Origin of the sequence: Delftia acidovorans NBRC 14950 (assembly GCF_001598795.1) — a bacterium.
Lineage (GTDB): Bacteria > Pseudomonadota > Gammaproteobacteria > Burkholderiales > Burkholderiaceae_C > Comamonas > Comamonas acidovorans.
Window position 1 is genome coordinate 119,470 of sequence record NZ_BCZP01000016.1, and the last position, 24,390, is coordinate 143,859.

At 66.5% G+C, this 24,390-nt stretch carries 29 protein-coding genes and 1 riboswitch; of the genes, 11 read left to right on the plus strand and 18 right to left on the minus strand.

The annotated features are described in order from the left end of the window. Positions 1 to 15 precede the first annotated feature (15 nt). From DA1_RS19970 to DA1_RS19980, 3 genes are read left to right on the plus strand one after another with little or no spacing between them, the layout of a single operon-like run. On the plus strand, positions 16 to 1,593 hold the full coding sequence (locus DA1_RS19970; protein WP_034393088.1) for a leucyl aminopeptidase: 1,578 nt from the start codon (positions 16 to 18) through the stop codon (positions 1,591 to 1,593). A gap of 45 nt (positions 1,594 to 1,638) precedes the next feature. After that, positions 1,639 to 2,070, plus strand: a complete 432-nt coding sequence (locus tag DA1_RS19975; protein WP_034393091.1) for a DNA polymerase III subunit chi — start codon at positions 1,639 to 1,641, stop codon at positions 2,068 to 2,070. A 3-nt stretch (positions 2,071 to 2,073) separates the two neighbouring features. Next, positions 2,074 to 2,877: a hypothetical protein gene (locus tag DA1_RS19980; RefSeq protein WP_034393094.1), complete on the plus strand. Its 804-nt coding sequence runs from the start codon at positions 2,074 to 2,076 to the stop codon at positions 2,875 to 2,877. A gap of 46 nt (positions 2,878 to 2,923) precedes the next feature. Here the strand turns inward: DA1_RS19980 and DA1_RS19985 are convergent, their stop codons facing one another. From DA1_RS19985 to DA1_RS19995, 3 genes are all read right to left on the minus strand, one after another. Further along, positions 2,924 to 3,940 (minus strand): D-2-hydroxyacid dehydrogenase family protein, encoded by a 1,017-nt coding sequence (locus DA1_RS19985; RefSeq protein ID WP_034393098.1) that lies wholly within the window; start codon positions 3,938 to 3,940, stop codon positions 2,924 to 2,926. A gap of 634 nt (positions 3,941 to 4,574) precedes the next feature. Further along, a complete protein-coding gene (locus DA1_RS19990; RefSeq protein WP_062794150.1) occupies positions 4,575 to 5,105 on the minus strand; it encodes a DUF4124 domain-containing protein in 531 nt (176 codons plus the stop codon). A 107-nt stretch (positions 5,106 to 5,212) separates the two neighbouring features. Then, a complete protein-coding gene (locus DA1_RS19995; RefSeq protein ID WP_062794148.1) occupies positions 5,213 to 5,416 on the minus strand; it encodes a hypothetical protein in 204 nt (67 codons plus the stop codon). A gap of 113 nt (positions 5,417 to 5,529) precedes the next feature. Then, positions 5,530 to 5,593: riboswitch (Fluoride riboswitch) on the plus strand. Between the two features lie 81 nt (positions 5,594 to 5,674). Between DA1_RS19995 and crcB the strand changes: the two genes are divergently transcribed. Together crcB and DA1_RS20005 are read left to right on the plus strand one after the other, a co-directional pair. After that, positions 5,675 to 6,061, plus strand: a complete 387-nt coding sequence (gene crcB / locus DA1_RS20000) for a fluoride efflux transporter CrcB (RefSeq protein ID WP_034393102.1) — start codon at positions 5,675 to 5,677, stop codon at positions 6,059 to 6,061. Between the two features lie 177 nt (positions 6,062 to 6,238). Further along, entirely contained in the window at positions 6,239 to 6,796 is a 558-nt protein-coding gene (locus DA1_RS20005) for a P-loop nucleotide/nucleoside kinase family protein (RefSeq protein ID WP_034398477.1), read from the plus strand. Positions 6,797 to 6,843: 47 nt separating this feature from the next. Here DA1_RS20005 and DA1_RS20010 read toward each other — a convergent pair whose 3' ends face one another. The 5 genes from DA1_RS20010 to lexA all read right to left on the minus strand — a co-directional run bounded on the left by DA1_RS20010 (position 6,844) and on the right by lexA (position 9,810). Then, the gene (locus DA1_RS20010; RefSeq protein ID WP_034393105.1) at positions 6,844 to 7,815 is read right to left on the minus strand and encodes a FecR domain-containing protein; all 972 of its coding nucleotides are present in this window, start codon (positions 7,813 to 7,815) and stop codon (positions 6,844 to 6,846) included. Between the two features lie 4 nt (positions 7,816 to 7,819). Next, positions 7,820 to 8,296, minus strand: coding sequence for a sigma-70 family RNA polymerase sigma factor (locus DA1_RS20015; protein WP_034393108.1), 477 nt, complete (start codon positions 8,294 to 8,296; stop codon positions 7,820 to 7,822). 80 nt (positions 8,297 to 8,376) lie between these two features. After that, positions 8,377 to 8,523, minus strand: a complete 147-nt coding sequence (locus tag DA1_RS30575) for a hypothetical protein (RefSeq protein ID WP_155294229.1) — start codon at positions 8,521 to 8,523, stop codon at positions 8,377 to 8,379. A gap of 27 nt (positions 8,524 to 8,550) precedes the next feature. Beyond that, positions 8,551 to 8,883 carry a hypothetical protein gene (locus tag DA1_RS20020; RefSeq protein WP_230590780.1) on the minus strand — a complete coding sequence of 111 codons (333 nt, stop codon included), beginning with the start codon at positions 8,881 to 8,883 and terminating at the stop codon, positions 8,551 to 8,553. Positions 8,884 to 9,135: 252 nt separating this feature from the next. Further along, complete coding sequence (gene lexA, locus DA1_RS20025; protein WP_012205399.1) at positions 9,136 to 9,810, minus strand: transcriptional repressor LexA; 675 nt, start codon at positions 9,808 to 9,810, stop codon at positions 9,136 to 9,138. Between the two features lie 98 nt (positions 9,811 to 9,908). Between lexA and DA1_RS20030 the strand changes: the two genes are divergently transcribed. Then, positions 9,909 to 10,898, plus strand: coding sequence for an asparaginase (locus DA1_RS20030; protein WP_034398479.1), 990 nt, complete (start codon positions 9,909 to 9,911; stop codon positions 10,896 to 10,898). A gap of 91 nt (positions 10,899 to 10,989) precedes the next feature. Here DA1_RS20030 and adk read toward each other — a convergent pair whose 3' ends face one another. The 6 genes from adk to DA1_RS20060 form a co-directional block, all read right to left on the minus strand. Further along, on the minus strand, positions 10,990 to 11,646 hold the full coding sequence (gene adk, locus DA1_RS20035; protein ID WP_012205401.1) for an adenylate kinase: 657 nt from the start codon (positions 11,644 to 11,646) through the stop codon (positions 10,990 to 10,992). A gap of 264 nt (positions 11,647 to 11,910) precedes the next feature. After that, entirely contained in the window at positions 11,911 to 12,708 is a 798-nt protein-coding gene (kdsB, locus tag DA1_RS20040; protein ID WP_034393117.1) for a 3-deoxy-manno-octulosonate cytidylyltransferase, read from the minus strand. 67 nt (positions 12,709 to 12,775) lie between these two features. Then, positions 12,776 to 12,958 carry a Trm112 family protein gene (locus DA1_RS20045; RefSeq protein WP_012205403.1) on the minus strand — a complete coding sequence of 61 codons (183 nt, stop codon included), beginning with the start codon at positions 12,956 to 12,958 and terminating at the stop codon, positions 12,776 to 12,778. 64 nt (positions 12,959 to 13,022) lie between these two features. Beyond that, positions 13,023 to 14,039 (minus strand): tetraacyldisaccharide 4'-kinase, encoded by a 1,017-nt coding sequence (gene lpxK, locus DA1_RS20050; RefSeq protein WP_034393118.1) that lies wholly within the window; start codon positions 14,037 to 14,039, stop codon positions 13,023 to 13,025. 13 nt (positions 14,040 to 14,052) lie between these two features. After that, a complete protein-coding gene (locus DA1_RS20055; protein ID WP_012205405.1) occupies positions 14,053 to 14,478 on the minus strand; it encodes an ExbD/TolR family protein in 426 nt (141 codons plus the stop codon). Between the two features lie 31 nt (positions 14,479 to 14,509). Next, entirely contained in the window at positions 14,510 to 15,142 is a 633-nt protein-coding gene (locus tag DA1_RS20060; protein ID WP_012205406.1) for a MotA/TolQ/ExbB proton channel family protein, read from the minus strand. Between the two features lie 93 nt (positions 15,143 to 15,235). Here DA1_RS20060 and DA1_RS30580 point away from each other — a divergent pair, with 93 nt between their 5' ends. The 3 genes from DA1_RS30580 (at position 15,236) to DA1_RS20070 (ending at position 17,773) form a co-directional block, all read left to right on the plus strand. Next, positions 15,236 to 15,541 carry a hypothetical protein gene (locus tag DA1_RS30580; RefSeq protein WP_155294230.1) on the plus strand — a complete coding sequence of 102 codons (306 nt, stop codon included), beginning with the start codon at positions 15,236 to 15,238 and terminating at the stop codon, positions 15,539 to 15,541. Further along, positions 15,538 to 16,875, plus strand: coding sequence for an exodeoxyribonuclease VII large subunit (gene xseA / locus DA1_RS20065; RefSeq protein ID WP_034393121.1), 1,338 nt, complete (start codon positions 15,538 to 15,540; stop codon positions 16,873 to 16,875). The genes DA1_RS30580 and xseA overlap by 4 nt, the downstream gene beginning before the upstream one ends. A 316-nt stretch (positions 16,876 to 17,191) precedes the next feature. Next, positions 17,192 to 17,773 carry a Fe-Mn family superoxide dismutase gene (locus DA1_RS20070; RefSeq protein ID WP_012205408.1) on the plus strand — a complete coding sequence of 194 codons (582 nt, stop codon included), beginning with the start codon at positions 17,192 to 17,194 and terminating at the stop codon, positions 17,771 to 17,773. A gap of 92 nt (positions 17,774 to 17,865) precedes the next feature. On the opposite strand, the gene DA1_RS20075 is transcribed toward DA1_RS20070, so the two are convergent. Further along, complete coding sequence (locus DA1_RS20075) at positions 17,866 to 19,410, minus strand: MFS transporter (protein WP_034393126.1); 1,545 nt, start codon at positions 19,408 to 19,410, stop codon at positions 17,866 to 17,868. A gap of 114 nt (positions 19,411 to 19,524) precedes the next feature. Here DA1_RS20075 and DA1_RS20080 point away from each other — a divergent pair, with 114 nt between their 5' ends. After that, positions 19,525 to 20,406 carry a LysR family transcriptional regulator gene (locus DA1_RS20080; protein ID WP_034393130.1) on the plus strand — a complete coding sequence of 294 codons (882 nt, stop codon included), beginning with the start codon at positions 19,525 to 19,527 and terminating at the stop codon, positions 20,404 to 20,406. Positions 20,407 to 20,440: 34 nt separating this feature from the next. On the opposite strand, the gene DA1_RS20085 is transcribed toward DA1_RS20080, so the two are convergent. Next, complete coding sequence (locus DA1_RS20085; protein WP_034393134.1) at positions 20,441 to 21,661, minus strand: MFS transporter; 1,221 nt, start codon at positions 21,659 to 21,661, stop codon at positions 20,441 to 20,443. A gap of 122 nt (positions 21,662 to 21,783) precedes the next feature. Here DA1_RS20085 and DA1_RS20090 point away from each other — a divergent pair, with 122 nt between their 5' ends. Further along, entirely contained in the window at positions 21,784 to 22,380 is a 597-nt protein-coding gene (locus DA1_RS20090; RefSeq protein ID WP_034398481.1) for a TetR/AcrR family transcriptional regulator, read from the plus strand. A 52-nt stretch (positions 22,381 to 22,432) separates the two neighbouring features. Here the strand turns inward: DA1_RS20090 and DA1_RS20095 are convergent, their stop codons facing one another. Together DA1_RS20095 and DA1_RS20100 are read right to left on the minus strand one after the other, a co-directional pair. Beyond that, entirely contained in the window at positions 22,433 to 23,293 is an 861-nt protein-coding gene (locus DA1_RS20095) for an isocitrate lyase/PEP mutase family protein (RefSeq protein WP_016445909.1), read from the minus strand. Between the two features lie 44 nt (positions 23,294 to 23,337). Beyond that, entirely contained in the window at positions 23,338 to 24,348 is a 1,011-nt protein-coding gene (locus DA1_RS20100) for a Bug family tripartite tricarboxylate transporter substrate binding protein (protein WP_012205414.1), read from the minus strand. Between the last annotated feature and the right edge of the window lie 42 nt (positions 24,349 to 24,390).

The following is a 24,390-nucleotide window of genomic DNA, read 5'->3' on the forward strand; positions in this document are numbered from 1 at the left end:
AGGAAAACGCCGATTATGAACTTTGAACTGAAGCCGTTGACGACTGCCGCAGCAGTACGTGAAAAGTGTGACCTGTTGTTGGTGCTGGTGACCGAAGCCACGGTCACGGGCAGCGACGCGCTGTCCACCCTGGTCGCACACGCGGTCAAGGCCGGAGATTTCGAAACGGCAGCCGGCAAGCAGCTGGCACTGTACGGCCTGCCAGCCGTTGCTGCACGCCGCGTCGTGCTGCTGGGTGCGGGCAACGGCTCGGCACGGGAAGTGCGCCAGGCCGTGGCCGGCGCAGGTGCCGCGCTCAAGGCGACCGGTGTTGGCAAGGCCTTGCTGTGCTTTGGCTTCGATGCGGCAGGTCCTGCCGTTGCTGCCGCCGTTCTGGCGGCGGCCGATGCCTGCTACAGCTATACCCACACCAAGCCGCAGGCCAAGCCTGTGGCGCTCAAGAAGCTGGTGATTGCCGCAGCCGTCAAGGCGGGCGACAAGAATGGCGTTGCCGACGCTTTCAAGACCGCCGTGGCCCAGGCCGAAGGCATGACCCTGGCACGCGAATGGGCCAATCGCCCCGCCAACCACGCCACCCCCACCTTGCTGGCTGACGCGGCCCGCGCCCTGGCCAAGCTGCCCGGCATCAGCTGCAAAATCCACGGCCCCGCCGAAGTCGCCAAGCTCGGCATGGGCGCTTTCATGGCCGTGGCCCAGGGATCGGAGCAGCCGCTGCGCTTCATCGAACTGCACTACAACGGCGGCACCAAGGGCGCCGCGCCCGTGGTGCTGGTCGGCAAGGGCATCACTTTCGATACCGGCGGCATCTCTCTCAAGCCTGCCGCTGAAATGGACGAGATGAAGTTCGACATGGGCGGCGCCGCCAGCGTGCTGGGCGTGTTCCATGCGCTGGCTCGGCTGCAGCCGGCCGTCAATGTCGTCGGCCTCATTCCAGCGTCCGAGAACATGCCCGGCGGCGCTGCCGTCAAGCCGGGCGACGTGGTCACCAGCATGAGCGGTCAGACCATAGAAATCCTCAACACCGATGCCGAAGGCCGTCTCGTGCTCTGCGATGCGCTGACCTACGCCGCCCGCTTCAAGCCCCGCGCCATGGTGGACATCGCCACGCTGACCGGTGCCTGCGTCATCGCCCTGGGCGGGCTGCGCAGCGGCATGTTCTCGCCCAGCGACGAACTGGCCCGCGCGCTGGAGCAGGCCGGAGATGCGGCACTGGACCCCTGCTGGCGCATGCCGCTGGACGAGGAGTACGGCGAAGGCCTCAAGAGCAATTTTGCCGACATGGGCAATGTGGCTGGCCGCGCGGGTGGCGCAGTCACGGCAGCCAAGTTCCTGCAGCGCTTTGTGGGCGACATTCCCTGGGCCCATCTGGACATCGCCGGCACGGCCTGGAAGAGCGGCGCCGCCAAGGGCGGTACCGGCCGCCCCGTGGGCCTGCTGCTGCACTATCTGCTGGCCGGCATCGATGCTGGCAAGGCGCAGGCCAAGGCTGCTGCACCCCATAAAGCTGCTGCACCCAAGAAGCCTGTGCCACCCAAGGCAGGATCTGCCAGCCGCCGCAAGGCGGCAGTTGCAGCTCAGCCGGAGCAGGCATGAGCGCATCGTCCCCGTCAGCCCGGGCCTGTTTGAAGGGAGCATCGCTTGACTGAAGTGGCGTTCCATTTCAACGCGCCCGACAAGCTGGCCTATGTCTGCCGCCTGGCGCGCAAGGCACTCAGGCACCGCACGCAACTGGTGGTGCTGGGCTCGCCGCCGCTGCTCAAGGCCTTGTCGCCCAGGCTGTGGAGTGTCTCGCCCACCGACTTCCTGGCACATGCCGGCGAAGGCGATGGGGCAGACATCATGACCTTCTCGCCCATCGTTCTGCTGGAGCGGCTGGACGGCGCGCCGCACCACGACATGCTGGTCAACCTGGGCGGCGAAGTGCCCGAAGGATTCGAGCGCTTTGCGCGTGTCGTCGAAGTGGTTTCCGCCACCGACGAGGAAGACCGCCACCTGGCCCGGCAGCGCTGGAAGCACTATGCGGCCCAGGGTATTTCCATCAAGCGCCATGACCTGGTCCTCAAGGAGTAAGCCATGAGCGCTCCTCCCTCCAAAACCCCACCGCGCTTTGTTCCCACGCTCACCGATGTCGTTGCGGTGGATGCGGCTCAGGCGGTCGAGCCCCTGGCACACCCCGTGTCCGAACTGCCGCTGGCGGACGAAGCGACGCCCTGGGCCAGCGAAGGCATGCTGGCGCCTCGGCGTGGCGTGGTCGCCCTGCCTGCGTCCCTGCCGCCGCTGCCGCAGGACCTGGAGCCCCAGCGGCCCATGGTCGCCGAGCAGGCTGCACCCGAGGAAATCCCGACACCTGCAATGCAGCCCGTGCTCTCGGACTATCAGCCGCCCAGTGCCCCGTCCGTGGAAATGCAATTGGCCCAGGAAAGCCGTCTGGCCGAAATGGCTGATGTGACTGATGCGGCAGGTGCGGCAGATGTGGCTTCAGCGGGCGACGCGGCACCGGTCGGGGAAGTGGTCCCTGCCGACCTGGTGGTCCCGGTGGTGCAGGCTGTCGTGGCAGAGGTGGCTGCCGCGCCGACGCCGGCTTCCCCCGCCATGCCGGCCGCCCCCACCATGGAGTCCATCTGGGACAGTCATGCGCAGCAGGTCACCGAGGAATATCTGGTCCATCGCCTCATGCAGCGTGTGGACCTGGTGCTGGACCAGCGCCTGCGCGACGCCATTGCCACCGTGGTTCAGCAGCAGACACGGTCCATCGTCGTGCGTCTGCGCGAGGAGGTGGAATCCGTCGTGCGCCAGGCTGTCTATGAGGCGGTGGCCGATGAACTGGCCTTTCGCGCCACGGCCGCACGTGGCGACTCCGGCCAGGGCGGCCGTTGAGTGCAGGGCAAGGGCGGGTGGCGCAAGCCCCCGCCTGATCCGGTCGTCAGCCTGCGCGGGCCGGGCCTGAGAACACCTCGGGATTGAGGATGTTGCTGGGCTGCCCCGCAACGAAGTTCACCACATTGTCGAAGGCAGCGCGAAAGTACAGCTCGTAGCTGTCCTGCTCCACGTAGCCGATGTGCGGCGTGCAGATGCAGTTCTCCAGCCGCAGCAGCGCATGGCCCTGGAGAATGGGCTCGCTCTCGAACACGTCCACGGCCGCCAGGCCCGGCCGGCCTCGGTTGAGCGCACCCAGCAGGGCATCGGCCTCCACCAGCTCCGCGCGCGAGGTGTTCACGAACAGGGCGGTAGGCTTCATGCGTGCCAGATCCTGCGCCGTGACGATGCCGCGTGTGGCCTCATGCAGTCGCAGATGCATGGACAGCACGTCGGATTCGGTAAAGAAAGCCTCGCGCGATTCCGCCGCCGTAAAGCCATCGGCCTGCGCCTTCTGGCGCGAGCTTTCGCTGCCCCAGACCAGAACCTGCATGCCGAAGGCATGGCCGTAGTGCGCGACCAGCCGTCCAATGCGGCCGTAGCCCCAGATGCCCAGCGTGCGCCCGTGCAACACGCTGCCCAGTCCGAAATTCGCAGGCATGGACGCAGCCTTGAAGCCCGATTGCTGCCAGGCGCCGTGCTTGAGGTTGGCGATGTACTGCGGCAGCCGCCGCGTGGCCGCCATGATCAGCGACCAGGTCAGCTCTGCCGGCGCAATGGGCGAACCCACGCCCTCGGCAATCGCAACGCCCTGGTCGGTACAGGCCTGCACATCGATATGGGCGCCGGCCTTGCCGGTCTGCGCGATCAGCTTCAGGCGCGGAAGCTTTTCCAGCAGCTGCCGGCTGATCTGCGTGCGCTCGCGGGTCAGCACGATGATGTCCGCATCGCGCAACCGCACCGACAGCTGGCCAACGCCCTTGACGGTATTGGTGAAGACCTTGGCGTTGAAGGGCTCCAGCAGACGAGCACAGTCCAGCTTGCGTACGGCGTCCTGGTAGTCGTCAAGAATGATGATGTTCATTGCCTGTGAATCTGTCATAAGCCTTTGATTTATCTCCAGTTTGCCGCGGAAGATGTTGTCGGCAAACACTTTAATCTGTCGTTGCGCTCTGTCTTCGGCATCGCCGGCACTTGCCTGAGCTGGGCTGCTTGAAGGTTCTATGAGACTCGCGCAGCCAAGGCCCTGAAGCCCGGCGAACACATTGTCGTTCAAGCTTGTCCCTACCTGCGGCTAGAGGCTTCGGTCAGTACCAAATCTTGGACCTGTCGTTACAGAAGCCTCGCAGATGCAAAGGCTCAAGCCGGCGAAGTGCGGCCGTTGGCCCACCATGCCAGCCGCACAGGCTGCTTCTGAATGGCAAGCTGCACCTTGCGCCGCTCGCACCGTAGCTTATCCAACGAACGCAGGCAGGTAGCCCCAGGTCGGCTCCGCGCAACCGTATCAGTGGCTTACACACTGGAACGTCTTGGCGACGACGATGTCGAGAAGGCTTGGTGGATGGCCGCCTTTTGGCGAAGTCGGTGAAGACCGGGTTGGCGGCGGTCTGAAGAGGCTGCGTGGCATTGGGAGAATGCCTGAACATGTTCCCCCGCTGGTGAGTGGCGCGAGAGGAGTCATGATTGCGCTTGATATCTGGCAGTTCCGTGCCTGGTTCTCATTGAGAAACTGGTTGCTGAATGGAGTGGGGTACTCCCGGTGTCACAATCACCTTCGGCGGCTCCTGCATCAGGGGCGTATTTGAGCCGCATGCAGCATTGACACCCGTGATCGCGGCATTGGTCCGCATCCGTTTTTCGTCTTGGGAAATGGTGCGAATGCTGGAGACGAATTCCAGCTCCTTGCGCGCCTGCTTGCACTGAAGGGACGCGCCGAGCTGCTCCGGCGCAGGAGCAGTTGTCTGGTGGGCTTGCTGCTCGATGACACGCTGCTGGCTCTCGATCTGGCGCTGCTGCATTTCGTTCATCTGGCGCTGATACTTTTGTTCATTCGCCTGTGCTGCATCAGCCCGTTCACGGGAGATCTCATCGTCCGATTTTTTGCGCTGAATCAGAGCTCCAGTGTCATTGCTGCTGCAAGGACTGTCTGAGAAAGTCGACTTTCCAGAAGCATCCTTGCATTGAAAGACCTGGGCTGCGGCAGGCAATGCGAAAAGTGCTGTAAAGATTGCTGTGGTCAAGAGTCGCATATGCATATCGTTGAATTGATGGGCCTGATCGGATCCGAATTACATACGAAGAATAGTCCTTTGACCCGCATGCCCGGCAACTTTCGTCCTGGTTCGAATGGCCCGCTTCACTCGGCGTCTCGCAGGGCTGCGCGGCGGGCTGCTTCAGCGGTCTCCTGCGCTTGCTTCTCTGCTTGCCTGAAACGTTCTTGTGCTGTGGTCGATGTGCCGTCATGGCCGCCTGCGGCGTGCTCACCGATGTGAATGTTGGAAAGCCTTGCTGTGCCGTACAGCAAGGCTGCTGCAATGATCAGGAGCACGATGAATTTCATTGTTGCATTGTGCCGCTGGTCATTTGGAGGGTACGGCCTGCGTCTGCAGAGCAATCTCACACCTCTGCCGCTTGGCAGGTCCAGAGTAAACTCGCCCCGGCAGCCAGCACTTGCTGCACGATGGGAATGGAGCTTCCCGAAACCGCCCTGCGAAGGGCTGATGGCTCCTGCCTTGGTGGGATGGGTCCTGCCGGTGGCGGGGCCATGTCTTGATCCTGCCCGGCACGCCCGTCCCGGTTATTCGATGAAAGGACGGTCATGGGGTTCTACGGTTTCATTCTGGTGTTCGTTGGAGGCGGCCTGGGGTCTGCGCTCCGGCATGGCACGAACTTGCTCGCGCTGCGGCTGGTGGGCAGTGCGTATCCACTGGGTACGTTGGCGATCAATGTGCTGGGTGCCTTCGTGATGGGGGTGGTGGTGGAGTGGTTTGCGCTCAAGACATCGCTGCCGCAGAGTGCGCGGCTGTTCATCACCACTGGCATTCTGGGTGGCTTCACCACGTTTTCGACGTACGCGCTGGAGGTCGGCATGCTGTATGAGCGTGGCGACTGGCTGGCCTCCGTGCTGTATGCGCTGGGCTCGCTGGTGCTTGGCGTGGCTGCGCTGTTTGCGGGGTTGGGGCTGGTGCGCATGGTGGCCCATTGAGACACCGTGATTGCGCTATGCTGTGCGCCATGGCCCGCCTGAACGCAACGCAGATTACTCGCACCATCCATTGGATGGTGGGTTAGCCAGCGGCCTTCAGCGCCATGCAACCCGCCCAGAGGAGGCGGGTTTTTCATTCCGTCTCCGGGGTTTTCTCAAGCCTTTCAGGAGATGGATATGCAGGTTTCCGAACAGTCCCAGCCCCGTTGCGCAGAATATACCGATGCCCCTGCCGCCAACGCGCGGCTTGCCACGCTGCACATGGTCTGCGGCAAGATCGGCTCGGGCAAGTCAACGCTGGCGCGGCAATTGGCGGCCGGGCCCGGAACGGTTTTGGTCAGCGAGGATTCCTGGCTGGCCGGCCTGTACCCCGGCGAGATGCAGTCGGTGGCCGATTACGTGCGTTGCAGCACGCGGCTCAAGGGGTTGATGGGGGCGCATGTACAGGCGCTGCTGGACGCTGGCGTGTCGGTGGTGCTGGATTTTCCGGCCAATACCCTGGAGGGGCGGGGCTGGGCGCGCAGCGTGTTCGAGAAAGTGGGCGCCTCGCACCGTCTGCATTTTCTGAATGTGCCTGACGAGGTCTGCAAGCAGCGCTTGCGTGTGCGCAATGCGGCAGGCGAGCATCCGTTTCAGGCCAGTGATGAGCAATTCGACCTGATCACGGGCTACTTTGTCGCGCCCTCCGACGAGGAGGGCTTCAACGTGGTGCATCACCCGTATGCGCCGCTCTGAAGTGCCGGTCTGGACGAGAGACTTCGCCACGGCCCCATCCCATCATCTCAGCTTGATCGCGCTTGCACCTCCACCCAATAGCGGGTGCGGCTGCGCAGTTGCAGAGGAAAGCGGCTGACGAGCGCGGCCAGGGCGCGATCCGTGTCATCCACGGGAAAGGCGCCCGAGACAAGCATCCCGGCGACCTCGGCCGAGCAGCCCAGGTAGCCGGGCCGATAGCGGGCAAGGGCGTCAATCAGCTGGCCCAACGGCATGTCCAGCGTGACCAGGCCGCCTTCATGCCAGCTGGCTGCAAAGGGGTCTGCGGACGTGGGCGGCTGGGTGGCGCTGGACGAGAAGGCGGCCTGCTGTCCGGCCTGCAATTGCGCGGAGGGCGCATCGCTGTCCAGAGGCTGCAGGCGCACGGCCTTTTCCTGCACGGTGACATGGCACAGGCCATCGTCCGCGAGATGAACCGTGAAGCGCGTGCCCAGGGCCAGTACGTGGCCTTGCGGGGTCTGCACGCTGAAGGGGCGGCCCAGCGCGTCGGGCTCGGTGGCGACGAGGATGCGGCCACGGTGCAGGCGCAGCAGGCGCTGGCGGTCGTCAAAAACGGTGTCCAAGGCGGTTGCCGTATCCAGGGCCACCAGGGAGCCGTCGGGTAGCTTTAGATCCCGGCGCTCGCCCGTGGCTGTGCGCTGCCCGGCCTGCCAGCTTTCCAGTGGTGCGCCTTTCCAGGCCATCCAGGCCGTGGCGCCGCTGCCCAGGCCCAGAGCCACGCCGCGCACCACGGAGCGGCGGGTGGGCGAGGCGCGACGGCCCAGCGCCTGGCGCGCCAGGGGGGTGGGCAGATGCGACAGTTGCGCGGTGACGGATTGCACGCGCAGCCAGGCGCGCTGGTGGGCGGGATCGGCCTCATGCCATTTCTGCCAGTCCTGTTGCAGGCCCGCTGTGGCAGAGGCACCGCGCAGTTTCACGTGCCAGGCGGCAGCCTCATGCAGGGCGCGCCGGTCGTTGCCTTCCAGATGTCTCTCGCCCATGTGGCTATGCCAGGACCAGGCAGCAATGCTCCATCGCCCGGGTCAGGTAGTTGCTGACGGTGCGCAGCGATACACCCAGGCGCTGGGCGATCTCTGGGTAGCTCAGTTCCTCGAACTGGGCCAGCACGAAGGCTTCGCGAACCTTGGGGGGAAGGCCCTGGAGCATGCGGTCCACATCCAGCAGGGTCTGCTGGACGATGGCCTGCTCTTCGGGCGAAGGCGCCAGCGATTGCGGCAACTGGGCTAGATAGTCCAGATAGGACTGCTCCAGCGTGCGGCGGCGAAACAGGTCGGCGACCAGGCCCCGGGCGATGGTGGCCAGGTAGCGCCTGGGTTCGCGGATGTCCTGCTGCGGCAGGGGCGAGCGCAGCAGGCGCACAAAGGTGTCCTGGGCCAGGTCGGCGGCATCGTCACGGTTGCCCAGGCGTTTGCGCAGCAGGCTTTCCAGCCAGGGATGGTGGTTCTGGTAGAGGCTGTACACGGAGAAGGCTGGGGCGGAGGAGGCGGGCGCAGTGGCAATCGCTACTGCAAAAGATAATAAGAATGCTTATCAATTATCTTTCAGGCCGGCGCCCCTCCCGCAAAGAGGGCATCCACTTGTTGCATGTGCGCTACAGGGTAGTGGTGGCCGCCAGCCTGCACCAGCTTTGCGCAGGCCGATTCCTCGTGCGGCACGCGGTCCGTGCCGCCCAGGTTTGTGTCGTGCAAGGTGTGTCGCACACCTTGCATCGGGCCTCAGTTGAACGCTGATCCGCCGTGTGCCTCCATGCGCTCCAGCGCAGCGCAGACATCGGCCATGCGCCCGGAGATGAACAGGCATTCCGGCTGCTCCTGCGGCGACCGCTGGATGATGCGCAGACCTGAAGGCTGCTCAGGTGCGGATTGCAGGGCGGGCTGCGCCGGCAGCAAGGGCAGGATCAGCTGGGCATCTCCATGGTCTGCAGCGCGTGCGGCCTTGCCGCGGCGCTGCTGGCTGCGCCGGCGTGCCTTGCTGAAAGAGATCACGTTGGCGGGCTCGGGTGCTGCGGCAGGTAATGGCTGGCACGCAGGGGCTTGTGCAAGAGGCATGGCCGACTCCATGGCGGTCGCAGTCAGGCGGATGCCATGTGCCAGGCGCAGGAAGGAAAAAGAAGACAGTGTTGGCAGAGCGAATCCCATGTGACGACTCCTGTTGGCGTGTTTCAAAGAGGCATGGACACAGGCAGGATTGCGGTTTGCGGGCAAAGCTCCGCCCAGGGCGAAGCTCCAAGGCTTCGCGCCTACCACCTGGGCGGTGCGTGAAATGGGGTGAGGCGGCCTGAGAAGAGCCGCCAGTCTGGCTTACATGGACATGCTGTTGCGGATCAGCCCCACGGCCAAGCCTTCAATGGCAAAGGCCTCTTCGGGGGCGACGCGAATCACCGGGTAATCGGGGTTTTCCGGCAGAAGTTCCACGCCCTGCGTGGTGCGGCGCAGGCGCTTGACGGTGACTTCGTCACCCAGGCGCGCCACGACGATCTGGCCGTTGCGGGCTTCGTGTGCGGACTGCACGGCCAGCAGGTCGCCGTCCATGATGCCCGCGTCGCGCATGGACATGCCGCGCACGCGCAGCAGATAGTCGGGGCGCGTCTGGAACAGGCTGGGCTCGACGGAATAGGTTTGGTCGATGTGTTCCTGCGCGAGAATGGGCGAGCCCGCCGCAACGCGGCCCACCAGGGGCAACATCAGCGGTGCCAGGGCCGACAGCGGCAGTCCGAAGCTGGTGCCGCGCGCGGCATTGATGTTGCGCACGGTGTCGGTACGCAGGCGAATGCCGCGCGAGGTGCCGCTGACCAGTTCGATCACACCTTTGCGGGCCAGGGCCTGCAGGTGTTCCTCGGCAGCGTTGGCGGACTTGAAGCCCAGCGTGTTGGCGATTTCCGCGCGGGTGGGAGGCGCGCCCGTGCGGGAGATGGCGGCCTGGATCAGGTCCAGGATCTGTTGCTGGCGGGCGGTGAGCTTGGGATGGTCGAGCATGGCGTGCGTCCGGTCCTTGAGGGCAGATGGCAGGCTGGGAGGCCATCTGATGATTTATACAGTATCTGTATTTTTAACCAGTTTTCCAAGAGGTGCAAGTGGGGCAGTCAAAGTTGGTGATTCTGGGCACGGGCGGGACCATCGCCGGCCGGGCGGATTCGCAGTCGCAGGGCGTGGGGTACAAGGCCGGGCAGATCACGGTGCAGTCGCTGCTGGAGGCCGTGCCGGACCTGGAGCAGCAGGCGCTGGGACCCGTGCAGACGCAGCAGATCGCGCAGGTGGACAGCAAGGATATGGACTGGCCCGTGTGGCGCGCGTTGCTGCGCGCCTGCATGCAGGCACTGGAGGATGCGGACACACGTGCCGTGGTGATCACGCATGGAACGGACACGCTGGAAGAGACGGCCTGGCTGCTGCACAGCCTGCTGCCGGCCACCAAACCCATTGTGTTGACCTGCGCCATGCGCCCGGCCACGGCCCTGTTAGCAGACGGCCCGCAGAATCTGCGCGATGCCGTGACCGTGGCTGCCAGCGGCGGGCGCAGCGGCGTATGGGTGGTGGCAGGCGGCGAGGTGCATGCGGCAGCCCAGGTGCAGAAGGTCCATCCCTACCGGCTGCAGGCAATGCGCTCCGTGGAAGGCGGGCCGCAGGCGTTGGTGGAGGAAGGGCGTGTGCGCTGGCTGGTGCCCGATGCGCCGTCCTCCCCCTCCGCACCGTCCACGCGGGCCATGGTGCCTGCGACCATGTCATCTGATCTGCTGGCGCTGGATGAGCTGCCCTGGGTCGAGGTGGTGTTCAGCGGCGCCTTGGCGCGTGCCAGCGGCGTGGATGCGCTGGTGGCGGCAGGCGTGCGTGGCATCGTCGTGGCTGGCACGGGCAATGCGACGGTTCACGAAGGCATGGAAGCGGCCTTGCAGCGTGCCCGCGACAAGGGCGTCTGGATCTGGCGGGGCACTCGCTGTGCCGAAGGCCTGCCCGTGGCCTCCGGCCTTGGGACCAACCCGGCAGAGGCCGATCTGGCGCATCTGCCCGTGGCAAAGGCCCGGATTGCGATGATGCTGGCGCTGGCAGCGCAGCCGCGCGATTGAGCCTGCGGCGACGCCGGCATTTCTTCAGTTGCTGGTGGTCAACAAAAAAGCACCCGCCGGGTGCTTTTTTCGTTGCGGCACATGGCCTGCATCACTCAGCCAGTGCAGCCAGTGCGCGTTGGGTGATGTCCTCGACCGAGCCCAGGCCGCTGATGGCGCGGTACTTGGGTGCCGCTGCGGCTTCCTTTTCGGCCCATGCGCGGTAGTAGTCCACCAGGGGACGGGTCTGGCTGCTGTAGACGTCCAGGCGCTTCTTGACGGTTTCTTCCTTGTCGTCTTCGCGCTGCACCAGCGGCTCGCCGGTCACGTCGTCCTGGCCTTCGACCTTGGGCGGATTGAACTTGACGTGGTAGGTGCGGCCCGAGGCGGGGTGGGAACGGCGGCCGCTCATGCGCTCGATGATGGCGTCGAAGGGCACATCGATCTCCAGCACGTAGTCCAGCTTCACGCCAGCGGCCTTCATGGCGTCTGCCTGGGGAATGGTGCGGGGAAATCCATCAAACAGGAAGCCGTTGGCGCAATCGGCCTGGGCGATGCGTTCCTTGACCAGATTGATGATCAGGTCGTCGCTGACCAGTTGGCCGGCGTCCATCACGGCCTTGGCCTGCTGGCCCAGGGGCGTTCCGGCCTTGACGGCGGCACGCAGCATGTCACCGGTGGAAATCTGGGGGATGCCGTACTTCTGGCAGATGAAAGCGGCTTGCGTGCCTTTGCCGGCGCCGGGTGCGCCCAACAAAATCAGTTTCATGGAAGTCCTTGAGGAGAGTAGAAATTCTTGTCTGCCGGATCGGCCCACCGGGGCGGACAGTCCATGCGTCATATTTTTGTCGCGGGCAAGGATAGCACGCACAGGGCTAACACTGGCTTACACGCAGAGGGCAAAACTGTCGCCTGTGCAATCTCCAAAAACTGCGTTTTGCTGTCCGACAAAACCGCATGTGCAGTTGTGTTGTGAATGGCGATGCCGGGCATCGCCATTGGCGCATCTGTATTGGCGTATGCGGGATCGGATTCAGGCGGACAACCGGGCGCGCACCCGCTCCAGGTCTTCGGGGGTGTCCACGCCGGGGCCAGGTGCATCGGGCGTCAGGTGGACGGCGATGCGGTGGCCGTGCCACAGCGCACGCAACTGTTCCAGCGCCTCCAGCACCTCGGTAGGGGCGGGAGAAAGCTGCGGGAAGCTGCGCAGGAAACCGGCACGGTAGCTGTAAATGCCAATGTGGCGCAGTGGCGCGAAGCCGGGGTGGCCCGGCGCTGCAGATGCCGCTGCAGATGCCGTCTCCCACCATGCCTGGCCTGCATGTTCACGCGCAAAGGGGATGGGTGCGCGGCTGAAATAGTGGGCCATGCCCTGGGCATCGCAGACGACCTTGACCACGTTCGGGTTGGTGAAGTCGGCCAGGCTGTCGATGGCATGTGCCGCCGTGCCCATGCTGGCCGAGGGCCGCAGCGGCAGCAGGGCGGCCACGGCATCGATGAGGTCGGGAGCGATCAACGGTTCGTCGCCCTGGACGTTGACGACGATGTCGTCGCCATCCAGGCCCAGCAGTTCGCAGGCCTCGGCCAGGCGGTCGCTGCCGCTGGCGTGGTCGCTGCGGGTGAGCACGGCCGCAACGCCGTGCGCGGCGCAGGCGGCGACGATGCTTTCGTCATCGGCCGCGACCACGCAGCGCGTGGCGCCGCTGAGGCCGGCACGCTGTGCCACGCGCACGACCATGGGAAGGCCTGCAATGTCTGCGAGGGGCTTGCCTGGCAGGCGGCTGGAGGCAAGGCGGGCAGGAATCAGAACCGTGAAGGGCGCGGTGGGCATGGTGCGTTGCGGAAGTGGTCGAAAGTGCGGGCGCGGGCGTTGTCGGAAATCGGGCCTTGCGGCGCGATCAGTCCTCGAGCTCGTCGTCGTCCAGCGTGCGGGCTTCGGCCTCCAGCAGCACCGGAATGCCGTCGCGCACGGGGTAGGCCAGGCGCGCGCTGCGCGAGACCAGTTCCTGGTGCTCGCGGTCAAAGCGCAGCGGGCCCTTGGTGACGGGGCAGACCAGCAGTTCGAGAAGTTTGGCGTCCATGGCGGATCCTGTGTTTTGGAGGGGGAGGGCGGGCCGTGGCGGCCAGCCAAGACGGTGATGATAGTCAGGCGCGTGGCCTGCGCAGCGCCTGCAGCCGCTGATCCAGCAGCGCCCAGAAATCTAGCGGCAGCTGCAATTGCAGCGCAACGGACCAGGCCTGGGGGTGGGTGCGCCACAGCTTGACCGCATCCTTTTCGGTGCAGACCAGCGGGTCTTCATGGCGTCCCAGGCGCTGGAAGCTCTCAAAATTATAGTGATCCGGCAGCGCCTGGGCATGCTCCAGCGCCAGGTCCTGTTCAGTGGCCAGCATGGAGAAAAAGGCCTCGGGCCGTGCCACGGCGGCCACGGCCTCCACGGGCCGTCCGCGCAGGGCCGCCAGGGGAATGCGCTCACCGTGCGCATTGACGCCTTCAGCGGCCAGTTGGCGATGCATGGCAAAGGCGGGCGCATCCGTTGGCGGGCAGGCGCCCGCGTGCAGCACGGCGGTGACGGGGCGCGGCCAGGGTTCGCGCAGCGGGCCGGCCGGCAGAAGCCAGCCATTGCCGATGCCGTCGTCGTTGAAGACGCACAGCTCGATGTCGCGGGCCAGGGCCAGGTGCTGCAGGCCGTCGTCGCTGATGACCACATCTACCTGGGGATGGCGGGCGCGAAGGGCCTGGACGGCCTCGATGCGCTTGCGGGCCACGAAGACCGGCACGCCGCTGGCGCGCGCCAGCAGCGCGGGCTCGTCACCCACGTCGGCGGGGGCGCTGTCGGGATGGGCTTCGCGGCAGTCGTCCGTGCTGCGGCCATAGCCGCGCGAGACGATGCCGGGGTTCCAGCCGCCATCCCGCAGATGGCGGGCCAGGGCGAGCGTGACGGGGGTCTTTCCAGCGCCGCCCGCAATCACATTGCCGATGACGATGACCGGAATGCCGGCCTGGCCTGCACGCCTGAAACCCAGTGCATAGGGCAGCCGATGCAGGCCCAGCAGGGCACGGTACAGCAGGGACAGGGGAAGGAGCGCGCAGGCCAGCGGGCCGCGGTGGCGCCAGGCCGCGCGAAGCCCCCGGGCTGCGGGGGCGGGGCCATTCCCGGGCATGGAGGCCTTGCCTTCAGCGCCCGGCGCTGGCCGAGGTCTGCGTGGCAAAGGTGATCTGGGACAGTCCGGCGCGGCGCGAGGCTTCCATCACCGACACCACGGACTGGTGCGGCGCGGTGGCGTCGGCGCTGATGATGACCACGCTGTCCTTGCCGGCAACGGCCGCTGCGGCCAGTGCCTGGGTCAGGCCGGTGACGCTGCGGTCTTCCACGGCGGTCTTGTTGATGGCGTAGCGGCCGTCGGCAGCGATGGCGACGATGATTTCGCGGGGCCGGTCGCGCTGCTGCTCGACATCGGCCACGGGAAGGGTCAGCTGCAGCTCGGTGAACTTGCTGTAGGTGGTGGATAGCATCAGAAAGATCAGCACCACCAGCAGCACATCGATGAACGGGATCAGGTTGATCTCGGGCTCGTCACGGCGGCGGGGACGGAAGTTCATGGCAGGTCTCTCGCGTGCGGGTTCTGCGGGTTCACTTGCCGCCGACGCGCACCAGGTGGCGCACGAACTGTTCGGAGGCCAGCTCCATGCCCAGCAGGTAGCCATCGACGCGGGCGCGGAAGTAGCGCCAGAAGATCAGCGCCGGAATGGCGACGATCAGGCCGAAGGCCGTGTTGTACAGGGCGATGGAGATGCCGGCCGCCAGCTGCGCCGGGTTGCCGCCGCCGGTGGCCGATGCGCCGCCTTGCGAGCCGAAGATCTCGATCATGCCGATCACCGTGCCCAGCAGGCCCAGCAAAGGCGCGGCAGAAGCGATGGTGGCCAGCGCGCTCAGGTGCTTTTCCAGGGTGTGGGCAGCGGCGCGGCCGGCGCCTTCCATGGAGGCGCGAAGCTCTTCTTCGCTGCTGTCCGGATGGGCTTGCAGGGCGCGCAGTCCGCTTGCCAGGACTTCGCCCAGCGTGGAGTTCTGGGACAGCTGCTGCACGACTTCCTGGCTGGGCAGGCCGCGCGAGGACACGGAAATCGCCTCGCCCAGCAGGGCGGGCGGCGCCACTCGGGCCGTTTTCAGCGCCACGAAACGTTCAAAGACCAGGGCCAGAGCCAGGATGGAGCAGGCAATCAGTGGCCAGATCGGCCAGCCTGCGGCTTGTATGATCGACAGCAAGTTGTTTTCCCCCCGCGTTTAACTGCAGCCGACGATTATGGCCCAGCCATATGGCCGGTCCAGGCGTCTCGTGTCCGCGATCGCCTGAAAACTGTGACCCAGCGCAGCATCCAGGCAACGGGCGGCTCCCCATATTCGGGATTTTGGATGGTCGCTATAGCACAGATTTCTGTGGATAACTTTGTTATCAAGCGGGTTGCGCAAACGCCGCTGCGGCGGCGAATGGACACTGTGACAAATGTGAATTCTTTGTTGCAGCAAAAAAATCTTTATGAATCAATTGCTTGCGAGGTGTTTTTGAGAGTGCTTCTGCAAATTGCCGCCAAAGTGCCTGCTCGGGTCTGCATCCGCCTGCCTGTGGAGAATGTTGCACTGCATGCAGACCGGGAGGCCGCATGAGTGGTGCATTCGGCGCAATGAATCCAGCAGCGGTGCCGCTGGTCTGGGAAGTCGGCGCGCTGTGCCGCGCCGTGAGCGACGCCTTGCAGGCACGCTTCAATCCGGTAGCGGTGCGCGGGGAGATCAGCGGCTTCTCGCGCGCGGCCAGCGGGCATTGCTACTTCAGCATCAAGGACGCGGGTGGGCAGATCCGCTGCGCCATGTTCCGGCGTGCGGCCCAGCTCATGGATTTTTCGCCGCGCGACGGCGAACTGGTCGAGCTGCGTGGCCGGCTGGGCGTCTACGAGCAGCGTGGTGACCTGCAACTGGTCGTCGAGAGCATGCAGCGTGCAGGCCAGGGCGCCCTGTTCGAGCAGTTCCTTCGGCTGAAGGCGCAGCTGGAGGCCGAAGGCCTTTTCGACGCGGCCCGAAAGCGCAGCCTGCCGCCGCTGCCGCGCGGCATTGGCGTGGTGACTTCGCCGGGGGCTGCCGCGCTGCACGACGTGATCACGGCGCTGCGCCGCCGCGTGCCCCATATCCCCGTGGTACTGGTGCCTGCCCTGGTGCAGGGCGCGCAGGCGCCGGCATCCCTGATCGATGCGCTGCAAAGGCTTTATGGCCTGGCGCGGGAAGGTGCGGGCTCAGTTGATGGCTCGGTGGCCGGCGCGCCGCCCATCGACACCATCTTGCTGGTGCGCGGGGGCGGCTCCATCGAAGACCTCTGGGCCTTCAACGACGAGCGCCTGGCCCGCACCATCGTGCAAAGCCCGGTGCCCCTGATCTGCGGCGTGGGGCACGAGACCGATTTCACCATTGCCGACTTCTGCGCCGACCTGCGCGCGCCCACGCCCACGGCGGCGGCCGAACTGGTGAGCCAGCCGCGCGAGGTCTGGATGGGTGCGCTGCAGCTCATGCAGGGCCGCCTGGAGGATTCCGTGCAGCGGCTGCTGGACCGCCAGCAGCAGCGCCTGGACCTGGCGGCGCAGCGCCTGGGCCGGCCCAGCGAGCAACTGGCCCGCAGCCGGCTGCAGCTCAGCCGCCAGGCCCAGCGACTGCGCCATGCCATGCAGTTGCGGCTGCAGCGCATGGACCATGCGGGGCAGGGCCTGCAGGCGCAGTTGCCTGCCGGCATGCGCCGCGGCCTGGACCGGCGCGCGGATCACCTGGCGCGCATGGAGCTTCGCCTGCAGCTGCTGGACCCGCGCCTGGTGCTGCAGCGCGGCTATGCCCTGCTGACCGATGCCGAGGGTCATCCCGTGACCGAGGCCCGCAGCGCGCCACCGGGCACGGCCTTGCAGGCACAACTGGCCGACGGCAGCCTGGACCTGGTGGTGACGCAGCCGCGCCTGCTCTGAACTGCGGCGCCCTGGGTGCAGCGTTCGGCGTGCAGGGAGTGGCGGGCGGCAGGCAGTATCCGTGTAGGCCGATTGGCCGGATCAAGGTCAATTCACATCCACCCCCGCAGCAGCGGGCCAAGATGGGCCATTTGGCGCGCTTTCGCCGCAGGGTCACGAAGTTGTTCCTACAATGCCCGTTCGGGTGCGTGAGGGCCAGGGCTCGCAGCAATGCGTGCAGTGCAGGCCCCGCGCGACGGTCACGGCAGGCGCTGCAGGCGCTCTGCGCAACAGGTGCTGGCCCGTCCTAAAAGATTTCAACCACGAAGGAAACACCATGGAACATACCTTGCCCCCTCTGCCCTATGCGATTGACGCGCTGGCACCCCACTACAGCCAGGAAACGCTGGAGTACCACCATGGCAAGCACCACAACGCCTATGTGGTGAACCTGAACAACCTGCAAAAGGGCACCGAATTCGAAAACATGACCCTGGAAGAGATCGTCAAGAAGTCTTCCGGCGGCATCTACAACAACGCAGCCCAGATCTGGAACCATACCTTCTTCTGGAACTGCATGGCCCCCAACGGTGGCGGCGAGCCCACCGGCGCACTGGCTGACGCCATCAACAAGAAGTGGGGCAGCTACGCCGCCTTCAAGGAAGCCTTCGTGAAGTCGGCCGTGGGCAACTTCGGCTCTGGCTGGACCTGGCTGGTCAAGAAGGCCGACGGTTCGGTGGACATCGTCAACACCGGCGCTGCCGGCACGCCCCTGACCACGGAAGACAAGGCCCTGCTGACCGTGGACGTCTGGGAACACGCCTACTACATCGACTATCGCAACCTGCGTCCCAAGTTCGTCGAGACCTTCCTCGGCCAACTGGTGAACTGGAAGTTTGCCGAGCAGAACTTCGCCTGATCGAAGCGCAGGTACGACGTGTGCACGCCATGTGCACGCAACGCAAAAAGCCCCGGACGGGGCTTTTTGCTTTTTGAGAGGAAGGCGACGGCTCAGCGGCGCTGAGCGCGCAGCCGCCAGCCCGTCCACAGTGCCGTGCAGACCAGCAGCAGCGTGGCGCTGGCGATCACGGCGCTGAAACCCTGGTCGAAGGCCGTGCGTGCCAGCTCGGTCAACTGGTGCGCGGCCTGGGGCATCAGCTGATCGGCAGCCAGCAGGGCTTCGTCCAGGCTGTCGCGCACGGAATCGGGCAGGGCCAGGCCCAGGCCCTCCGGCAGGTGCAGTGAGCCTGCATAGACGGCCGACAGCAGGCTGCCCATCAGCGTCACGCCCAGTGCGCCGCCCAGCTCGTATGACACCTCCTCGACCGAGGCCGCCATGCCGGCACGGTCCGCGGGAGCGCTTTGCATGATGGTGCTCGACGCCGTGGTCATGGCCGCGCCTATGCCCAGGCCCAGCAGGGCCAGCGCCGCCGCCTGCGGCCACCAGCCCATGTCGTGGACCAGCAGATAGCCGCCCATGCCCAGGCCCGACAGCAGCAGCGCTGCCGGCAGCATGCGCGCGCCGCCCAGGCGTGGCAGCCAGTGGCCTGCCACGGGGCCTGCGACAAAGGCGGCCAGCGGCAGCGGCAGCACGGCCAGGCCGGCCTGCAGTGGCGACAGTCCCTGCACCAGCTGCAGGCGCTGGCTGAACACGAGTTCCATGCCGATCAGCGCGGCCGCTGCCACCAGGGCCGAGGCCACGGCCGTGGCAAACGCCGGGTTGCGGAACAGCGCAAAGTCCAGCAGCGGGTCGCTGCTGCGGCGCTGGCGCCGCACGAACAGGGCAAGAAAGCCCAGGCCCAGCACCAGGGCTACGGCGGCCAGGGCCCAGTCGGGCGACTGTTTGCCGGCTTCCTTGATGGCGTAGGTGCTGCCCACCAGGCCTGCCATGACCTGCAATGAGCCGATGAAGTCCCAGGGCCGCTGCGAGGTGGGCGTGCCTGCGGGAATCAACCAGCCGGCCAGGGGCAGGGCGAGCAGCACGATGGGCACATTGATCAGGAACACCGAGCCCCACCAGAAGTATTCGAGCAGCAGCCCGCCCACCACCGGCCCGAAGGCCGCACCGCCCGAGGCCACCGAGGCCCAGATGCCGATGGCCAGCGCGCGCTCGCGCTCATCGGCAAAGCTCAGGCGGATCAGGGACAGCGTGGCCGGCATCATCATCGCCGCGCCCACGCCCAGCAGCGCGCGCGCCGCAATCAGCAAGGCGGGCGAGGGCGCAAAGGCTGCACACAGCGATGCCACGCCGAACACGCACAGCCCGGCCATGAACAGCCGCTTGTGGCCGAGCCTGTCGCCCAGCGTGCCCATGCCCAGCAGCAGGCCGGAGACCACCAGCGCGTAGATGTTGACGATCCACAGCTTGGCCGAGGCCGTGGCGGCCAGGTCATGCGTGAGGCGCGGAAGCGCCGTGTAGAGCACCGTCATGTCGATGACGATGAGCAGCAGCGCCACCGAGACGATGGCCAGCACCAGCCAGCGGCGCGGATCGGCCGCCTGGGATTTTGGAAGATGCCCCGAAACGGGGTTCTGGGTTTGCGTTGTGAACGCCATAAAGCACCTGTTTGCCCCGGGCCTTGTGGGCTGGGGCTACCTTCTTGATGAAAACCACAGTTTCCATCAATGAAATGATTTATCAAAGTTTGATTCCATCCATAAAATTGATGGATGGAATGGACACTCGACAGGCTGAAGCATTTTGTGGCGGTGGCCGAAGCCGGCACCATGACCGAGGCCGCCCGCCGCCTGGGCCGTGCGCAGTCGGCCGTGAGCACGGCCATCGGCCTGCTGGAAGCCGACCTGGGGCTGGAGTTGTTCGACCGCGTGGGGCGCCGCGTGCAGCTGACGGCGGCAGGGGAGGTGATGCTGCTGGAGGCCCGGTCCCTGCTGCACCAGGCCCAGGCCATGGACCACCGCGCCCGCGCATTGGCCGCAGGCGGGCAGGCACGCCTGGCCGTTGCGCTGGACGAGGCATTGCCCTATGTGCCGCTGGCCCAGCTGTTCAAGGAGCTGGCGGCGCGCTTTCCGGCCATGGAGCTGACCGTGCTGAACGGCACGGCCTCCGAAGTGGCCGAGCATGTGGCGGCGCAGCGTGCCCAGGTCGCCTTCCAGTTCGACCGAGCGCCTGCGCCGGCCACCTGCGCCCAGCGCCATATCGGCAGCGTGCCGCAGACCATTTGCGTGGCCAAGGGCCATGTGCTCGATGGCACGGCGGCCCTCACGCGCAGGCAGCTGGCCGCGCACCGCCAGTTGCTGATGCACATCGAGGGCGTGGAGGACACCGTGCTCAGTCCCGCCGTCTGGCGCTCCAACAGCTTCTATGTGATTGCCGACATGGTGGCCGACGGCCTGGGCTGGGCCATCCTGCCGGTCAACATTGCCGAGTTCGGCGACCTGCGCCCGCATCTGCGGCAACGCGCCTGCGAGGGGCTTGCGCTGCCGCCGCTGACCGTGCGCATGCTCTGGCTGGAAGGGCTGGCGCCCGGGGCCGAAGCGCTGTGGATGCGCCAGCGCCTGGCCGAGCTGCTGGCCTTGATGGCCACGGCCTGAGCGGTCTGTGCTGGCGCGGGCGTTGCGGCCGTGTTCAGGTGCAGGCAGCGGCTGCGTCTTCGGCAGGCGGGCTCTCTTTCGCTCGTGCCTGGCGTGCGGCCAGCACGCCCAGGGCCCACATGGCGACACCGGCCAGCAGCGCCACCACGAAGGAAATGCGTGCGCCCCACAGGTCGGTGGCCCAGCCTGCGGCGGCCGCGCCCAGGGCCACGCCCATGGCAATGCCGGTCAGCAGCCAGGTCATGCCTTCGGTCAGGCGCTGGTGCGGCACCTGCTGCTCCACCAGGCCCATGGCCACGGTGATGGTCGGGCCGAAGGTAATGCCGGCCAGCAACACGGCCAGGGTCAGCGTGAACACATTGGTGGCCAGCAGCAGGGGCACGGCCGTGATGCACACCGAGGCGCCCACCCAGGCAATCTGGCGGTGCAGCGGCGCCTGCAGGCGCAGCGTGCCGAACACCAGTCCCATCACGCAGGACCCCAGCGCATAGAACGACAGCACGATGCTGGCCGCCGCCGGCTGGCCCTGCTGCGTGGCAAAGGCCACGCTGGCCACGTCGATGGTGCCCACGATGATGCCCTGGGCCAGCATGAACAGCGCCAGCGTGCGCACCACGGGATGGCGGGCCAGCGACTGCTGGCGCGTGCGCTGCTGCGATGTGTCCACGGGCGGCTCTGTGCGGCGCTGGGCCACGAACAGCGCCACGCCCACCAGCAGCAGCAAGGAGGCGGCCAGCGGCCCGGCCTCGGGGAACAGCACCATGCTCAGACCCACCGACAGCGGCGGGCCGACGATGAAGCAGACATCGTCCAGCACGGCCTCCAGCGCATAGGCCGTCTGCAGCTGGGGCGTGCCGCGCAGCAGCACGGTCCAGCGCGCACGCACCATGGCCGGCATGCTGGGCAGGGCGCCCACCAGCGCAGCCAGCACCAGCAGCAGCCAATCCGGCCCCTGCCAATGCGCGCAGGCCAGCAGCGCAAACATGGCGGCAGCACTCACGGCCGCTGCCCAGGGCAGGACCTTGCGCTGGCCATGGCGGTCCACCAGGGCCGAGATGCGGGGCGCCAGCACCGCGATGGACAGCGCAAAGCAGGCTGCGACCGCTCCGGCCAGCGTGTAGGCGCCGCGCTGCTGGGACAGCATGGTGATCAGGCCGATGCCCGTCATCGACAGGGGCAGGCGGGCCAGGAGACCGGCCAGCACAAAGGCGGCCGTGCCGGGCCGGGTGAACAGCTGGCGGTAGGCGTGGAACATGGAAACCTCGGAAAACGGACAGGCCGCTGTAATCACATACGCGGCGTATGTCAGCGATTCTACGGGTTGCCCATGACGCGCCGTATCATTGGCATACGTTTTGTATGTGAATGGAGTGCGCCATGCGCAAAAGCCGGGCCAGCATGATCGAGGAGACACGCGCCAAGCTCATCGAGGCTGCGCGCGAGGCCTTTGGCAGCCAGGGCTATTCCCAGGCCTCCATGGACGAATTGACGGCCAAGGCCGGGCTGACGCGTGGCGCGCTGTACCACCATTTCGGTGGCAAGCCGGGCCTGCTGGCCGCCGTGGTGGCGCAGATGGATGCCGAGATGGACGCACGCCTGGAGCAGGTGCTGGCCGACCATGCCGACCCCTGGGAGGGCTTCCTGGCCTACTGCCGCGCCTACTTGGCCATGGCGCAGGAGGGCGAGATACGCCGCATCGTGCTGCAGGATGCGCGCGCCGTGCTCACGGGCACGGACCAGGGCGAGCAGCACCGCGCCTGCATCGCCTTCGTGGCCGGCTACCTGGAGCAGCTCATGGACCGCGGCGTGATCGTGCGTGCCAATCCTCTGGCCATGTCGCGCCTGCTCAATGGCTGCCTGGTGGAGTCGGCCTTCTGGATTGCCGAGGAAGGGGCGCCCCCCGAACGCCTGCAGCAGGCGCTGCAGGCGCTGGAGCTGACGCTCAAGGGGTGGAAGGCGCCTGCGAGGGGCTGAGCGGCTGAGCGGCGCTGCGCCAGCCCGCCCTCGCTCGAACTTCACTCGCGCTTCACTCGTACTTCTTTTCCAGCGCGTCCCAGAACGGCTTGTTGACCAGGCGCTGGCGCTCGGCAAAGGGGGCGACCACAGCGGGGTTCTCGTCCACCCTGCGCTCGTTGCGCAGTTGGCCCAGCGCCTTTTGCATGCCGGCCACGGCGCCTTGCAGCGCGGCATTGGCATACAGCACCAGGCCATAGCCCAGGTCTGCCAGCTCACCCGCGTCGGTGATGGGCGTCTTGCCTCCGATCACCATGTTCATCAGCTGCGGCGTGGACAGGCGCTGGGGCAGGGCGCGGATTTCTTCGGCCTGGGTCACGGCCTCGACAAAAAGGATGTCGGCTCCCGCCTCGGCAAAGCGCTGGGCGCGCTCCACGGCGGCCTCGAAGCCCTGGGTGGCGCAGGCATCGGTGCGCGCCATGATCAGCGTGCCCTGGTCGCGGCGCGCGTCCACGGCGGCCTTGATCTTGCCCAGCATTTCCTCGGTGGAAATCACTTCCTTGCCATTGAAATGGCCGCAGCGCTTGGGGCTGATCTGGTCCTCGATCTGGATGCAGTCGGCGCCTGCGCGCTCCAGTGTGCGCACGGCGTGATAGGTGTTGAGCGCGTTGCCAAAGCCGGTGTCGGCATCGACGATCAGCGGCAGATCCACGGCGTCGCGGATGCGGGCCGTGTGGTCGGCGATGTCGGTCAGGCCCATGAAGGCCTGGTCGGGCAGGCCGAACCACATGTTGGTCACGCCGGCTCCGGTCACATAGATGGCCTCGAAGCCGAGATCGGCCACGACGCGCGCGGACAGCGCGTTGAATGCGCCGGGCACGAGCACGCCGCGGCGCGCTTCGGCCAGGGCCTTGAGTTGTTGCTTGGTGTTCATGGATGGTTCTGTCGAATGGGAAAAAGCGATGCGCGGGCTGGCGCTCAGTCCAGCGTGATGTTGGCGTTCTTGATAACCGGGCCCCACTTGGCGCGCTCGGCCTCGATGAACTTGCCATAGGCCTGGGGCGTGCCGCCCATGACCATGCCGCCCGTGTTCTCGATCATGGCGCGCACCTCGGCGTCCTTGAGTGCCTCGTTCACGGCCTTGTTCAGGCGCTCGATCACGGCCGGCGGCGTGCTGGCCGGCGCAATCATGCCCAGCCAGTTGTACGACTCGAAGCCCTTGATGCCCGCCTCATCCAGCGTGGGCACGCTGGGCAGCACCTTCAGTCGCTGCTTGCTGGACACGGCCAGCGCCTTGACCTTGTCGCCCTGGATGGCGGGCAAGGCCGCATAGCCCATCTCGAACATGAAGGCCAGGTGCCCGCCCATCAGGTCAGTGGCTGCCAGCGCGCCGCCCTTGTAGGGCACATGGACCATGTCCGTGCGCGTCTGGAAGGCCAGCAGCTCGCCCGACAGGTGGTGGGCGCCGCCCACGCCCGACGATCCATAGGTCAGCGTGCCCGGCTTGGCCTTGGCTGCAGCCACCAGCTCGGCCACGGTCTTGAACGGCTGGTTGGGCGCCGTGGTCAGGATCAGCGGCGCCTCTTCGATCAGGATGATGGGCTGCAGGTCGCGTGCGGCGTTGTAGGGCAGCTTTTTCATCAGCATGGGATTGGTCACCAGCGGGCCTGGCGAGCCGAAGCCGAAGGTATGGCCGTCCGTGGCCTTGGCAATGGCATCCGTGCCCGTCACGCCGCCTGCGCCGCCGCGGTTGTCGATCACGATGGGCTGGCCCAGGCTCTGGCCTATCTTGTCGGCGATCTTTCGGGCCCGCGTATCGGCAAAGCCGCCGGCCGCATAGGGCACGATGAGCTTGATGGGGCGCGAGGGCCAGGCATCTGCGCCCTGGGCCACGGCGGTGGCGGGGGCGGCCAGCAGGGCCGCAGCAGCGGCGGTGGCGCTCAGGGCCAGCCCCAAGCTCAGGCGGAGGGTATTGCGGCGGGTATTCATGGTGTCTTGTCTCGGTTGGAATCCGTGGTTGTGGCGGGAGCG